Source organism: uncultured Methanobrevibacter sp. (genome assembly GCF_902769175.1).
Classification (GTDB): domain Archaea; phylum Methanobacteriota; class Methanobacteria; order Methanobacteriales; family Methanobacteriaceae; genus Methanobrevibacter.
On record NZ_CACXNW010000016.1, the window covers coordinates 33,781 to 48,232 of the forward strand.

A 14,452-nucleotide genomic window follows, 5' to 3' on the forward strand; every position below is an offset into this window, starting at 1 on the left:
TATGATTTATTTTATTTTATCATTATATTAAACTGACTATTTACTTAATTAAATTTTAAAATCAAATCAATTTATATTTATTTTTATTATTGGAGGAAAAATTAATGGATTCTACTGTTAAAATCGTATCAATTCAGATTGTTGCTGCAATAGTTGCAGCTATTTTAGCCACTGTATTTACAACAGGTATGCTAGGATTTAAAAACCATGTATTCGCTTTCGTTATAGGTATAGTGATTCTTTATTTCGTTGGACAATTCTGTCAAAAAGCATTTGAAGGTGAAATTGAAGGATTTTCCGCATGGTTATGGGATGGAATTCTTCCATTCGGTTTCTGTTGGTTCATTTTATGGACTATTTTAACTAATTATTTATAACAAACTTTTACTCGCCTTCGGCTCTCAAAAGTTTGATCAAAACATTTTCACTGGTTGGGAGTATATGCTCTTTAACTAGTTCTTTTTTTTAATTTTTTTTAATATCTTTTATTACACTTTTTCTAATTTTCTTTAATTTAACAACTTATTTCATATTAGTAATTTTAACTTAAGTTTAAATCAATAATTTATCAATTTATTAAATGTTAAAAAATAGATTTTTCATGTTTATAATAAAATTAGATTATTAGATTGAGTTAAATTGTTAAAAAGAGATGATTTAAGTGTTAATATTTAATTTTATTATTTAGTTAAGTTCAATTGTTAAAAAAAAGATAATTTAAGTGTTATAATAAAAAGTAAAAAAAAAAGAAAAAAGTTTTAAAAAACTTTAGAAAAATTCATCATCTTCATCAGATCCACCTAAATCTGGACTGTCAGAAAGGTCAGATCCACAGTTTTCACAAGTTATTCTTCCATCAGGATTTAAATGTCCACATACATTACAATTAATCATATTATCACCCTTAATATTTTTTAATCTAATTTAAGATTTGCAATATATAAATCTATTGAAAAAACTAATGGATTAGAATAGGAATATCCAAATCAATACAAATAGGATTGCTACAATGAAGATTAAAGGAGCTATAATCTTACTTACAGCTACAATTGAACTGATAGTGGAAATGAGCTCAGTTGAATTGTTTGGACCAAATGTTTTAAGTCCGATTATCCTTTCTGTATTGGTTCCTGCTTCAACAGGTTCCAAATCATTGATTGCTTCCTTAATTGAAAGCTTTACATAATCAATGATCTTTTCTTTCTCTACAGTTCCTACAGGGTTGTATCCTGCAGACAATGTATTTACTGTGTGGGTGTCTGTTGTCATGACTTCAATTGCATCAATTTCCAACTCTTCCACAGCTTTGAATATGGTTTCTCTAAATCCAAGCTCCATATTGTTTGAATCAAATAGGACATAAGCAGTTCTTTGTCCATTGACTTCAATAACCATGGTTTTTAAGCCGCTTTCTCCAATTCCTTGATGCTTATCGAATCCGCCAAGGTCTGTATGGTGGCATCCCACTTGAATCTCATATTCCAACTCTTTCTTTTCAATCAATTTGATGGTGTCAAGCAATTGGAACATCTCTGGATTTCCAGGGAGAACTCCACCTTTTTCTTCATTGAATGAATTATGGCAATCTACAAGGATATTGTTTCTAGTCCCTAAGACCTTTTGCCCTTCAATCATTGTTGCAAGTCCAACAGCATATTCAATGTCATCACTTCCTGAAGGAGCAAGTGTAGAGAGCATTATGGTTCCATTATTAAAGAATTGTACACCAATATTCGCTTTTTTATAGGAATATCTTACAAATTCACTTGCTTTTGGAGAGTATTCAATACCACGCAATGCTTTTCTCACTGACTCTTCGATTTTAACGATTTCATCACTTGAAACTGGGTTGAAGTCGTGGGTGGAAGGTCCATGAGCAACCATTGTAAATGCATCAAAGCTGTTTGCAAGTATTGTAGGCATATTGGAACCTCCAATATCTCCAAGAGGTCCTGGATGCACGCAAGGGCTTAAGAACAATGCCTTAATGGTGCCGTCTAATTTTCTAAAGCTTGCAACACCTACAAGTGTATCTATAGCTTCTCCAGCGTTATCAAATAAGTCTTCAATGCTGTTTGAACCTTCATTCATATGTGAAATAAAGTAACTGAGTATTTCCAATGCTCCAAATCCTAAGTTCTTTTTCATTGGAGATTCCACTACGCTGATGAATGAATAGATGGCAAGCAAAAAGATCATACTTGCTATAATGACCTTGAATATTGTTCCAAGGAATCCGAGTTCAAACATTCCTTCAATATCATTTAGGAAACTTGTAATAATCAGCATTCCAATCATAAGCAATGGCTGAATCAAAGCGATAAGGAAAGAATTGATTATCTTTATTCTGGTTGTACCCCAGAGCACAAGAATATTGAATGCAAATGCCAATACTGATCCTAAGAGGATTGAATTGAAGAATAGGTCCCAATGGAATATTTGCCCAACTAAAGTTCCAAGTATACTGATGACTCCTGCTATGGTCATTGAAACCAATGAAAGGAACATGGAATGTTTGGTCTTAAGGTTTATTCCCTTAAGGGAATCCACCCAGAATTGATCTGTAGAACCGGTTATGATTGCTGGCAATCCAAATACAACAAAACCGAATGCCCCACCATAAATGAAGTTTTCCAATCCATTTCCAAAGCTCATTGTCTTAACTGTAAAAAGCAAGAAACCTATTATGAAACTCATTACAATTATACATAGCAATGAAGTCATAGCTTTAGGCAATGTTCTTATATATTTTGATAATCCCGCTACACTACTCATACTGGACATTGATAATCATACCCTTTTGTTTTCCTCAATATTAAAGTCTAATCAATTTTTTATGAATATCTGTAAGAATCCATTTGGCTTATCAAAAATTTTTTAAGCCAATTTAAAATTTCTATAAAAAAATTATATAAATCGTTATATATTATAATAAAAAAATATATTAATACAATTATAATATATGATAGTTTTTTATATAAAACTTAATACTATTTGATTTTGTTTAATATTATTATTTGGTGACTTCATGATAGAGTTAAAAACACCGATTACTGATGAGGATATTGATAAACTAAAAGCAGGAGATGTAATTGCAATCTCCGGCCAGATATTGACTGCAAGAGACCAAGCACATAAGAGAATTTTGGAACAGGGAGCTCCTTGTGATATAGAAGGGGCAGTTTTATTCCATGCAGGACCTATAATTCAAGAGGAAAGATCAGACAGTGATGAACCTAAATATAATATGGTTGCAGTTGGTCCAACAACTTCCATGAGAATGAATCCATATCAGGCAGATGTTTTGGATATGGGTGCAAAGATTGTAATTGGAAAAGGAGGCATGGATGATTCTGTTAGGGAAGCCCTAAAGAGAAACAATGCCGTTTATGTGGTGGCAACTGGTGGCTGTGCAGCATTGTATGTAGATAAGGTAAATGGAATCAAAGGAGTAAATTGGCTTGATTTAGGAATGCCTGAAGCCATTTGGGACTTGGATGTAGATTCCTTTGGTCCTTTGATTGTAGCAATGGACAGCCATGGAAACAGTCTTTATGACTAATTATATTTATTTAATTATTATTGAAAAAACTTGAAACTAGAATTAAATTCATATTTATTTAATAATTTGAATGAATTTGAAACTGAAATTCAAATTCAATCATTAAAAAACTTGAAACTTAAAATTTAATGGGGAAAATGAAATTTGAAAAGAATATAATTATCATTTTATTGTTATTAGCCTTGATTACAATTCCAATAAGCTTTGCAAGTGATTTGGATGCAAATCAATTGTCTGATGATAGTAATATGTTAATTGATCAGGATTTGGATGAGAACATCCATACAGATTCCAATTCAGATGAAAATCCTAATGGAAATATCTTGGAATCTGACAATGGAAATGATGATAGTAGTCTATATGAGGCATCATCAGATAATCTGCAATCTAATCTTGAATCAAATTCTAGTCTTCCTAATTTAGATACTGATTTTGCTAATGTCAAAATAAACATCACTGATGAGAACACTGTTTTTGTAAATGCTTCATACACTGGAACTGAAGAGGATGGAACTCAATTAAAGCCATTTAAATCTATTGAAGCTGGATTATCAGAGTTAAGTGGACAATATAAAAAAACAAATCTGTTTTTAGCTAAAGGAACCTATAATATTTCAAGAAAATTATATATTCAAAAATCCATGAACTTGATAGGTGAAAATCCACAAAAAACAATTATAAACGGTTTAAACTCCACTCAATTAATTTATATGGTTAACCAGAAATTGGTCAATATTATCAATTTAACATTATCTAATGGTTCCTACGTCAATGGAAGTGCCATTTATGCTTTCAAATCTTATTTAAACATCATTAATGTTATTTTCACTGGCAATCATGCTTATAATAATGCTGTAGGTGGCGTTATATATAGTAAATCAAGTTTTATAAAAATATATAATTCCACTTTCTCAAAGAATTCCTCATCTGGAGGCACTGATTCATATGGAGGAGTAATCTACACTCATTTAGGAGAATTGTCCATATTCAATTCCAAATTCATAAGCAATACCCTTCAGGGAAAATTCGCTTCTGGAGGAGCTATCTACAGTTCTAATGGATTTTTAACTTTGGTCAACTCTTCAATAGCAAACACCACCATTCCATCATCCCGTGGATTAGGTGGAGCTATTTGCATTTGGAATGGCCGTAATACTTATATTATCAATTCCACTATTTCCGGAAATGCTATGAGTGAGAACTATACATTTGGATCAGCTATTGCACATAAAGGTGTTTTGCTTGAAATAATCAATTCAACCATTGCGAATAATTATGCAAATGGAATAGCTGTTGAAAACAGCACTGTTTTTAACATCAATGGTAATTATCGCTTTGAAAATATCGTTTTTGAAAACAACACCATAAAAACTGTAAAGTCAGACTTGATATTCTGTCTTGAAGACCAGCTGATCATCTCAGATGCATTTGACATCAGTTTAATCGGTGATTTGCCTTCAAGCTATGACTTAAGGGATTACGGTTGGGTCACAAGCGTCAAAAACCAGAAGCCTGGCGGTGATTGCTGGACCTTTGCAATTTATGCTGCTTTAGAGTCCTATCTATTGAAATATGAAAACATCACTTATGACTTTTCTGAAAACAATATGAAAAATGCAATGTATGAAAATGGAACAAACGGTACTGGATGGAACACTGGAGGTAACCATATCATGGCATTTGCATACCTATTGCGAGGCAGCGGACCAGTGGATGAAAGCTTGGATCCTTTTGACCCTTATTCAACTTGGTCTCCTGAAGATTTGGATATTTTAAAATATGTTACAGGATTTAAATACATTCCATTGAGATTGGACTATTTGGACAATGAACAAATAAAATATGCAATTATGCAGTATGGCGCATTGTACACTTCAATATATTCTTCTATTTTAATCTCCAATGGAACTGGATATTCTAATGTTTCAACCACCAATCAGCATGCTGTAGCCATCGTCGGTTGGGATGACAATTATTCAAGATTCAATTTTGCATCCACACCTCCTGGAGATGGTGCATGGATCATTAAAAACAGTTGGGGAAACACCTCTGGACAAGGAGGATACTACTATGTTTCATATTATGATGCAACATTCCCCGGTGTTACAGACCAGTTTGCAGCTATTGCAATCAGTTCTGTAGAGAACTTAACAGAATATAAAAATATCTACTAATATGATATAGTTGGAAACAGCTTTGAATCTGTAGGATACAATTGCGAAACCGCATGGCTTGCAAATCAGTTCACTGCAGAATCAAACAATCCTCTTAAGGCATTTGGATTATACACCTTTGGCTCTTCAAGCTATTTGGTAAACGTTACAGTCAATGGAATTTCCAAACTTGTACAGGAAGGAGCCTTAATCGGTGCAGGTTATCATACAGTGAAATTAAACAGCATGGTTGACTTATCTAAAGGAGACATATTTAAGATAATTGTAAAGTTAACCACTCCCGGCTCTTTATTCCCTATAGCAATCGAATCCAAACGTTCTGACTATAGTGATAAGGTCAGTGCACAAGCAAACCAGTCATTCATAAGTCCAAATGGTGTAAATTGGATTGACACATCTAAGAATACAGCTGTAATTAAATTGTATGAAAACCTTATGAGAATCAATTTAGTGGAAACAAATGTATGCCTTAAGGCTTATACCGATTTTGCAGATGATTTGGCATTAGACCTTAAATCCAATGCATCTTATTATATTGAAGAGGATTTAATAGAGTTTAATCTTACTATTTCAAACAATGGTGACTTTTCCAAAGAAGTCAATGTCAGTTCAATTTTTGATGACAGCATAGATGTTATATACAGCTATGTAACAAAAGGGTTCTTTGATGAGACATCTAAAATCTGGACAATGGATAGCTTAGACAATGGAGAAACCCAAACCTTGAATTTAATCTTAAGGTTTAATGAAGACAAATCATCTATGAATCTCTCATTTATTGCAAACAGCTTAACTTACAGTTTCAATAAGAACATGATGGCTTCATCTGTTGTCAATTATGTCAGTTTTACAGAATTCTTGAAGATAGCAGATGTGACAACTAATTTCAAATCCAATAAGATTGTTTCAATTGGATTGCTTGATGCATATAAAAAGCTTATTCCAAATAGGAACATAAGTATTTCATTGAAAAGTTCAAACAACAATTATTCCATGAACCCTATTACTTTAAATACAAATGATGCTTACGCTAAATTCACTTTGAATTTGCTTCCAGGAAAATGTGTGTTCATGGCTTTGTTTGATGGTGAAGATGGACGTTATGACCCATCTAACACTACATTTACTGTAACTGTTGTAAAGAACAGCACTCAAGTCATTGCAAATAACTTAACAACTTATTCAGTAGTTGTTTCCGTTGACGGAAAATCAGGCAAAAATCTTACAATGACTTTAAAGGATAAGAATGGAAAGGCATTAGCTGGCAAAAAGGTCACATTCACAGTTAAGAACACTACCTATACCAGAACAACCGACAAGTCTGGTGTTGCTAGATTGCAGATCAATATAGCAGCTGCTGGAACCTATACCTTTAAAATCAGTTTTGCAGGAGATGCAAATTACACTGGTTCATCCAAAACAGTTAAGGTAATTGTCAAAAAGCAATCATTGAGATTAACAGCTCCTAACAGAACATATAGGGTAGGAAATAAGAACAAGTATCTAACAGCAACATTGAAAAACAGCAAAGGAAAGGCAATCAAGAATAAGAAGATTACTTTCACAATCAATGGAAAAAGATATGTTGCAACAACAAATTCAAAGGGACTTGCTAAAGTCAAAGTAAGCTTGTCAAGCAAAAAGACATATAAGTTTACAGCTAAGTTTGCAGGAGACAAATCATATAATGCCATATCAAGAACTGCTAAAGTTGTTGTAAAAAGGTAACCATTCCCATTTGATGTTTTAATTGACTAAAAAGTTCATGATATTTCAATAAATATCTTTCAAAACTTCATTATCAAAATAAAATATTTTTCAAAATTTAAATAGTAAAACTTTAAATACCAATCATTTTAAATATGATAATAAATTTATATTAATATAGTTTTTATAATTAAATTAATTAAAAAAATTTTATGATTATTTGGTGATTATTATGGCTGATATTGCAGAAGCAGCAGAAAAGAAATTAAAATCAAGAATTAGAAAATTAAAGAAGTGCAATAAGGATGAGGAAGAAAAAGAAAAATTCTTCAATCAATTAGGTCTTTCTTTCACTATAAGTTTACCTAATAAAAATCCAGAAAAGCAAGATGACATGATTACATTATACACTGGTCCAGACGGAAACATTGTATTTGCTGAATACGGATATTCTGAAGAAGACCAATTCAGTCAAATGGATATTCCTGAAAAAGACTTAAAAGTAATCATTGAAGCATTTAAAGACTTCGAATTAAAGCTTTTAGAATAAATATTTATTCTAATTCTAATTTTTTTATTTTCTCTATTTTTAAAATTTTTTTATTTACCTATCAACTATTTTTATTTATATTGACTTTTTAAAGGGTTTTATCATGATTGTCAACAATTCATTGGATGAAGTTAGGAAAAGGGAATCCTCTCTAAAGATTATAAAGGAAATCATCAACGAAAAAGGAAGAGATTCATTATATGATGTTACAGGACTCTCTGGTGGATTTATAGCAAGTGATGAAGAGTTGAATCTCTTGGAAACTTATGTAGGTCCTGCGGTATTTGAAGATGAACTTCAAATTGTAGGAAAGGAGCATCTCGGTGGAGAAAAGGTTTTAGCAGTCAATAGGACAAGTTCCGGTATTTTGGCAAGCATTTTAGCATTGGTAAAAAAAGGAGACCATGTAAGTCATTTCTTAGCCGAATTTCCTGCACATCCCTCAATTCCACGTTCCTGTAAAATAGTGGGGGCAAGCTATGATGAGTTTGTTGATATCGATAAGTTCACAATCCCTGAAATCACATCATTGGTTGTTGTAACAGGCTCTACAATGGACCATAAGGTCATTGATGAAGGCTTGTTTAAGAAGGTCATTGTTATGGCTCATGAAAGGGATATTCCTGTCCTTGTTGATGACGCTTCAGGTGCAAGGCTTCGTACTGCTGTATTCAAGCAAAAAAAGGCTACAGAGCTTGGAGCAGATTTGGTTGTTACAAGCACTGACAAGTTGATGCCAGGTCCAAGAGGAGGATTGATGGCAGGCAGAGAAGACCTGATCAATGAGGTAAAGATTAAAGCCAATCAATTTGGCCTTGAAGCTCAGCCGCCATTGATTTTAGCTATGGTCAATGGAATAAAGAATTACACCGAGGAAAACCTGGTTACAGCCATTTCAAGAAAGGATGAATTTTATAATCTCCTAAGCAAAAAGTATGAAATGTTTGAAAAAACTCCAACTGGTGTTAATGTAAGCGAAAGTTCACTTGAGAATCAGTTGGACAGTTTAAATATTGAGACAGAGCTTTCACAAAAGGACTGTTGTTTCTTATGGGCGATGATTTTATTAAGGGATTTTGGCATTATTACAATACCTGCAGTAGGCATGCCAGGAGCTTCTGCTTCAATACGCTTTGACTTATCCACTCAAGATGTTATTGATATGGATTTGAATGAACTCTATGAAAAGATAGATTCATCATTTGAAGAATTCATAGAGATTTCTCAAGATGTGGAAAAATCAAAAGAGATTATTTTTTATTAAATGAATTCTTTATGAAAATTTTTTTAAAGAGATTATTTTTTTATTAAATAAATTATACTATTTTTTTTTAAAAAAAGAGTAATAAAATGAAAAATTAAAAATCTTTCATTTTATTTTTTTATTTTTTTTAAAGTACTGTTTTTGTTTGTTTTTTAATTAAGTCAAAAAATCTGTTTTTTTAATTTAATATTTAATTTTACTTAATTTAACTTAATTTACTTATTCAACTGTCCTAAGTTCACCGGAAATGATCTTTTCAAGTGTGCCGTCTTGTCTTTCAATGATTAAGCTTCCTTCATGATTGATTCCAACAACATATCCTTGAGTGATCTTACCTCCAGTTTGGGTAATGTTCACATATTTTCCAATGGTATCTGAAAGGCTTCTCCAGTCTGTAAGAATGGTTTCAACTTCACCTTCTTTGTATAGGTCATAAACCTCTTCAAATTCATTTAGGAATTTTGCAATAAGTGAATTTGCATCAGTATCGCTTGGCAATTCTTCGGTAAGGGTGGTTGTACCATTCCTTACATCTTCAGAAAGGGCATCCAATTTGAAGTTGCTGTCAATTCCTATTCCTACAACAATCCAATCGATTTCATTTAAGGTTGCATTGACTTCAGTTAAAACTCCAGAGATTTTGTCTCCATGAATCAATACGTCATTAGGCCATTTGATTTTAGCGTCAAGACCTAAAGTCTTAATGGTTTTAGCTATTGCTACACCTGTTGTCAATGTAATCAAGCCTATTCTTGCAGGAGGTATATGTGGTCTTAGGAGAAGGGACATCCATACTCCACCTTCAGGAGCTTCCCATTTTTTACCTGATCTGCCTCTTGCATTTGTTTGAATTTCAGAAATCAATACTGTGCCTTCCTTTGTACCATGGTTTGCTAAAAATTTAGCAATGGAATTGGTTGAAAACACTTTTCTAAAACAAAGGATTTCTCTGCCCATATATTCTGTTTCTAAGTTTTCAGTAATATTTTCTTTTGTAATGTGTTCAGTTTTTCCAAATCCTAAGTCTTTAATGTATTCTTCAATTTTTTCGTCATTGATGGAGTCTAATTTTTTAGCATCTTCCTCAGAAATTAGATCATGGCTAACCAAGAGCTTTATCATTTCTTTTCTCATAATAATCACTCGAATAATTAGTGTAATTCAATCCTATTAAAAATCAATATAGATTCTTATTTTTTCATATGATAAGTTTAATTTATTTTTTAAGTTGCTGTGCTTGAGCAGCATTGAAATAAGTTCCAACAGCTCCAGATATTGCAGCAATTTTCTTTCCAGGCATAAAAGTGGATTTCATACGATTTACTCTTTCTAAATATTCTTCTATTACCTTTTCCATTTCTGCATCAATCCATTTCTTGTGTTCATCTACAAAGTGAGTATGCAAATCACCTTCAAGGAATGATTCATTTCTTAATATTGCCTTATGGAATGGAATAGTGGTTTTAACACCTAAAATAATATATTCGCTTAATGCCCTTTTCATTCTATTGATTGCGTCGTTTCTTGTACGGCCGCTTGTAACCAATTTGGAAATCATAGAGTCGTAGAATGTTGGAATTGTATAATTCATGTAAACTCCACTGTCTAAACGTACACCAGGTCCTCCAGGTGATCTGTAACCAGTGATCTTACCAGGGTTTGGTGCAAAGTCAGCAAGTGGGTTTTCAGCATTGATACGACATTCAATAGCATGTCCTGTAATCTTAATGTCATTTTGTCTGTATTCCAATTCTTCACCGCAAGCGATCTTGATTTGCTCTTTGATTAAATCAGTATTGGTAACGATTTCAGTGATTGGGTGTTCCACTTGAATACGTGTGTTCATTTCAAGGAAGTAGTATTCTCCATTTTCATATAAGAATTCTACAGTTCCTGCACTGTTGTATCCGATGGATTCAGCAGCCTTTACTGCACTTTCACCCATTCTTTCCCTTAGCTCTTCAGTCATAATTGGTGAAGGAGCTTCTTCCAATAGCTTTTGATGTCTTCTTTGGATGGAACATTCCCTGTCTCCTACATGGATTGTGTTTCCATGCTCATCAGCTAAAACCTGGAATTCGATATGTCTTGGCTTTTCCAAGTATTTTTCAATGAATACGGTTGCATCACCAAAGTTTTTCAATGCTACAGATTGTGTTGCTTCAAGTGCACGTACAAGTTCATCCTCTTCATAAACTGCACGCATACCGATTCCTCCACCACCTGCTGATGCTTTGATGATTACAGGGTATCCGATAGCTTCAGCAATTTCTTTTGCCTCTTCAACATCAGTGATTCCGTCAGGTGTACCTTCAATAACAGGAACTCCTGCGTCTTTCATTATTTGCTTGGAAGTGATTTTATCTCCCATTTTTTCAATATGCTCTCCTTTAGGACCGATTAGTTTGATTCCATTCTTATCACATTGTCTTCCAAGTTCTGGATTTTCTGCTAAAAATCCATATCCTGGGTGAATTGCATCTGCTCCAGTTTCAACTGCAGCATTAATGATCTTTTCAATGTTTAAATAAGACTGGATTGGAGAAGGATTTCCTAAAGGAACGCTTTCATCTGCATAATTAGTATAAAGAGAAGTTTTATCCGCATCTGAATAGACTGCTACACTTTTCATGTCCAATTCACGACATGCTCTCATGACACGTATAGCAATCTCTCCTCTATTTGCAATAAGTACTTTTTCAAACATATAATACCTCTTTTTATAATTTTAATAATTCATATGATAATAAAATCTGATTTTATTTTCAAATCTTAATTTATCAATCATTAATATTATATATTAATAATTATTAATATTAAATTTTATCATTATTTAGATGTTTGTTCCATATAAATTTTTTTAATGACTTTCATGAGCTTATGCCAATCTTTATAAATTTTGATTATGAGAATATAAAAAATAACTTATAATATAATATAGCATATTTTTAAAATTTTGATTTTGGTGATTCTATAAAAAATAATTATTTTAATATAGTTTAAAAATTATGATGATGTTTATTGTATAAAAAATTATTATTTTAATATATTTTTAAAATCTTGATTCTGTTTATTGTATAAAAAATTATTATTTTAATAGAATTTTAAAATTATGATGATGTTGTTTGTATAAAAATATTTATTTTAATATAATTATAATTATGATGATGTTGTTTGTATAAAAAATTATTATTTTAATATAATTATAATTATGATGAATTAATTGTGTAAAAATAATTATTATAATAATAGAGAGGATTATGATTCTGTAGGAATGTATAAAAAAAATAACTAATAATATAATATATAATAATTATATTTTTTAATTTAGAATTTTATTATTGAATTTTTTATTTAGGGTTTTATTTAGAATTTTATTATTGAATTTTTATTGAATTTCTCTCAGTGATTTTTATGAAGATTTCAAAAAAGAAACATCTTGAAATGATTTTGGAAAATGTTCCTAAACATCCAAATCCAAAGGTTGATCTTGAACAGTATTCCACTCCTGCAACAATTGCTGCAGATTTGATATGGAATGCATATGGCCTAGGGGATATTGATGGCATGAATATTTTAGACCTTGGATGTGGAACTGGAATATTTGCAATTGCATCTTCACTTATGGGTGCAAGTCATTCATTAGGTGTGGACATTGATGATGAGTCTATAGCTTTAGCAAAAATCACTCAAAATCATATATCTGAAGAACATGATATGGATATGTCTAATGCAAATTTCATAGTTGGTGACATTAATTCATTAAATTCAATAATCGACTTATTAAATGCAAGCAATCCTAATGACCTCAATCCTGATTTAATCTCAATAAATAAATTTGACACTCTTATCATGAACCCTCCTTTTGGCTCTCAAGAGAAGGGGTCAAGACATGCAGACAGGAAATTTATGGAATTTGCAGTAAACAGTGCTGAAGTGATCTATTCATTTCATATGAAAAATACTGAAGAGTTTGTAATTGATTACTATAGGGACTTAGGTGCTGATGTGAGCCACAAGCTTGTATACAAATTTCCAATTCCAAAGATTTATGATTTCCATAAAGAGGAATCTCGTGATGTAAAGGTTGTTGTCTTGAGGGTGGAAAATTTTGAATCTTGATGTCATAAGAATGATTTATGTCAAAATTTTGTAAATCAATGTTACCTGACTATCATTTCAATTCAAAATTTTGTAAATCAATAAAATTTTTATTATCCTGACTATTATTTCAATTTAAAATTTTGTAAATCAATAAATTTTTTAAATGATAAGCATAAAATAATATAATAATTGTTATTACATTTGAAGATCAGTTGATTTTCAAAAAAAATCTACTTTTTTTAGCAAAACCTTTATATACTAGAAATAACTTAAATATTACTAATCTATATGTATACATTATGTAATTTATAAGAAATTTTTAAATTTTTTATTTATTTTTCATGATTTTTGGTATGAAACATCTGTCTAATGTGGAATATCAGTGTAAAAATCGAATTTAATAGGTTTTTAATGGTTTAGCTAGGGCTATGTTTTATAGCTATTTAAATCGTGAAGTCATGAATATATTTTTATTTTTCTTATTTTACTTTAGATTATAGCAGTTAGTTCATTGCTAGATGCTTTTCAATCTTGTGTTGCATATAGATAAAACTAAAAAAAATGATAATATGCAAAATAAAAAAGTGTCAGTCTTTATACCGAATTCATTCTTGGCAGAAACTAAGGACTTAAAATTAAAAACTTCAAAAGTTGGATTAATTGGAAGAGCCTTAGCTTTGTTTGAAGTGGATGAAGTCGTGATTTATAAAGATCTTTCAATTCCAGACAGTGAACAGAATGATGATGGAGATTTCATTGCTGAAGTTCTCAAATATATGGATACTCCACAATACCTTAGAAAAAAGGCAATTCCTATCAAGCCTGAATTAAGACATGTTGGAATATTGCCTCCTTTAAGAGTACCTCATCACCCTGTTGGAAAACCTGAATTATGTGATTACAGACAAGGATTCACTGTTAAGAGGAACAAGAAAGGTACCTTTGTAGATATAGGTATGGATAACTTGGCATTTTGCAAAGAGCAACTTACAGTGAATAAAATATTTTCATTTAAAATCACTAAGTTTGCTAAAGAGGTAATAGTCACACCTGATGAACCAGATGACATTTACTGGGGATTTAAGACATTA

12 protein-coding genes are annotated in these 14,452 nt (G+C 31.6%); 8 read left to right on the plus strand and 4 right to left on the minus strand.

The window, feature by feature from the left end:
- The first annotated feature begins 104 nt into the window (after positions 1-104).
- Positions 105-377, plus strand: coding sequence for a hypothetical protein (locus QZV12_RS06925; protein WP_295619286.1), 273 nt, complete (start codon positions 105-107; stop codon positions 375-377).
- A gap of 391 nt (positions 378-768) precedes the next feature.
- Here the strand turns inward: QZV12_RS06925 and QZV12_RS06930 are convergent, their stop codons facing one another.
- Together QZV12_RS06930 and QZV12_RS06935 are read right to left on the minus strand one after the other, a co-directional pair.
- Entirely contained in the window at positions 769-894 is a 126-nt protein-coding gene (locus QZV12_RS06930; protein ID WP_295619288.1) for a zinc-ribbon domain-containing protein, read from the minus strand.
- A gap of 72 nt (positions 895-966) precedes the next feature.
- Positions 967-2,784 carry a DUF2070 family protein gene (locus QZV12_RS06935; RefSeq protein ID WP_295619291.1) on the minus strand — a complete coding sequence of 606 codons (1,818 nt, stop codon included), beginning with the start codon at positions 2,782-2,784 and terminating at the stop codon, positions 967-969.
- A 244-nt stretch (positions 2,785-3,028) separates the two neighbouring features.
- Between QZV12_RS06935 and QZV12_RS06940 the strand changes: the two genes are divergently transcribed.
- From QZV12_RS06940 to QZV12_RS06960, 5 genes are all read left to right on the plus strand, one after another.
- Positions 3,029-3,562, plus strand: coding sequence for a FumA C-terminus/TtdB family hydratase beta subunit (locus QZV12_RS06940; RefSeq protein ID WP_295619293.1), 534 nt, complete (start codon positions 3,029-3,031; stop codon positions 3,560-3,562).
- Between the two features lie 137 nt (positions 3,563-3,699).
- Positions 3,700-5,736, plus strand: coding sequence for a C1 family peptidase (locus QZV12_RS06945; RefSeq protein WP_295619296.1), 2,037 nt, complete (start codon positions 3,700-3,702; stop codon positions 5,734-5,736).
- Positions 5,737-5,742: 6 nt separating this feature from the next.
- Complete coding sequence (locus tag QZV12_RS06950; protein ID WP_295619327.1) at positions 5,743-7,464, plus strand: lectin like domain-containing protein; 1,722 nt, start codon at positions 5,743-5,745, stop codon at positions 7,462-7,464.
- A gap of 211 nt (positions 7,465-7,675) precedes the next feature.
- Positions 7,676-7,993: a hypothetical protein gene (locus QZV12_RS06955; RefSeq protein WP_295619299.1), complete on the plus strand. Its 318-nt coding sequence runs from the start codon at positions 7,676-7,678 to the stop codon at positions 7,991-7,993.
- A gap of 103 nt (positions 7,994-8,096) precedes the next feature.
- Positions 8,097-9,257: a TIGR03576 family pyridoxal phosphate-dependent enzyme gene (locus QZV12_RS06960; protein WP_295619304.1), complete on the plus strand. Its 1,161-nt coding sequence runs from the start codon at positions 8,097-8,099 to the stop codon at positions 9,255-9,257.
- A 219-nt stretch (positions 9,258-9,476) separates the two neighbouring features.
- On the opposite strand, the gene QZV12_RS06965 is transcribed toward QZV12_RS06960, so the two are convergent.
- Both QZV12_RS06965 and QZV12_RS06970 read right to left on the minus strand, forming a co-directional pair.
- Positions 9,477-10,391 carry a biotin--[acetyl-CoA-carboxylase] ligase gene (locus tag QZV12_RS06965; RefSeq protein ID WP_295619307.1) on the minus strand — a complete coding sequence of 305 codons (915 nt, stop codon included), beginning with the start codon at positions 10,389-10,391 and terminating at the stop codon, positions 9,477-9,479.
- Between the two features lie 82 nt (positions 10,392-10,473).
- Positions 10,474-11,964: an acetyl-CoA carboxylase biotin carboxylase subunit gene (locus QZV12_RS06970; RefSeq protein WP_295619310.1), complete on the minus strand. Its 1,491-nt coding sequence runs from the start codon at positions 11,962-11,964 to the stop codon at positions 10,474-10,476.
- 707 nt (positions 11,965-12,671) lie between these two features.
- Between QZV12_RS06970 and QZV12_RS06975 the strand changes: the two genes are divergently transcribed.
- Entirely contained in the window at positions 12,672-13,379 is a 708-nt protein-coding gene (locus tag QZV12_RS06975; RefSeq protein WP_295619313.1) for an METTL5 family protein, read from the plus strand.
- Between the two features lie 551 nt (positions 13,380-13,930).
- On the plus strand, positions 13,931-14,452 hold a 522-nt coding region (locus QZV12_RS06980; RefSeq protein ID WP_295619317.1), incomplete at its 3' end, for a putative RNA uridine N3 methyltransferase.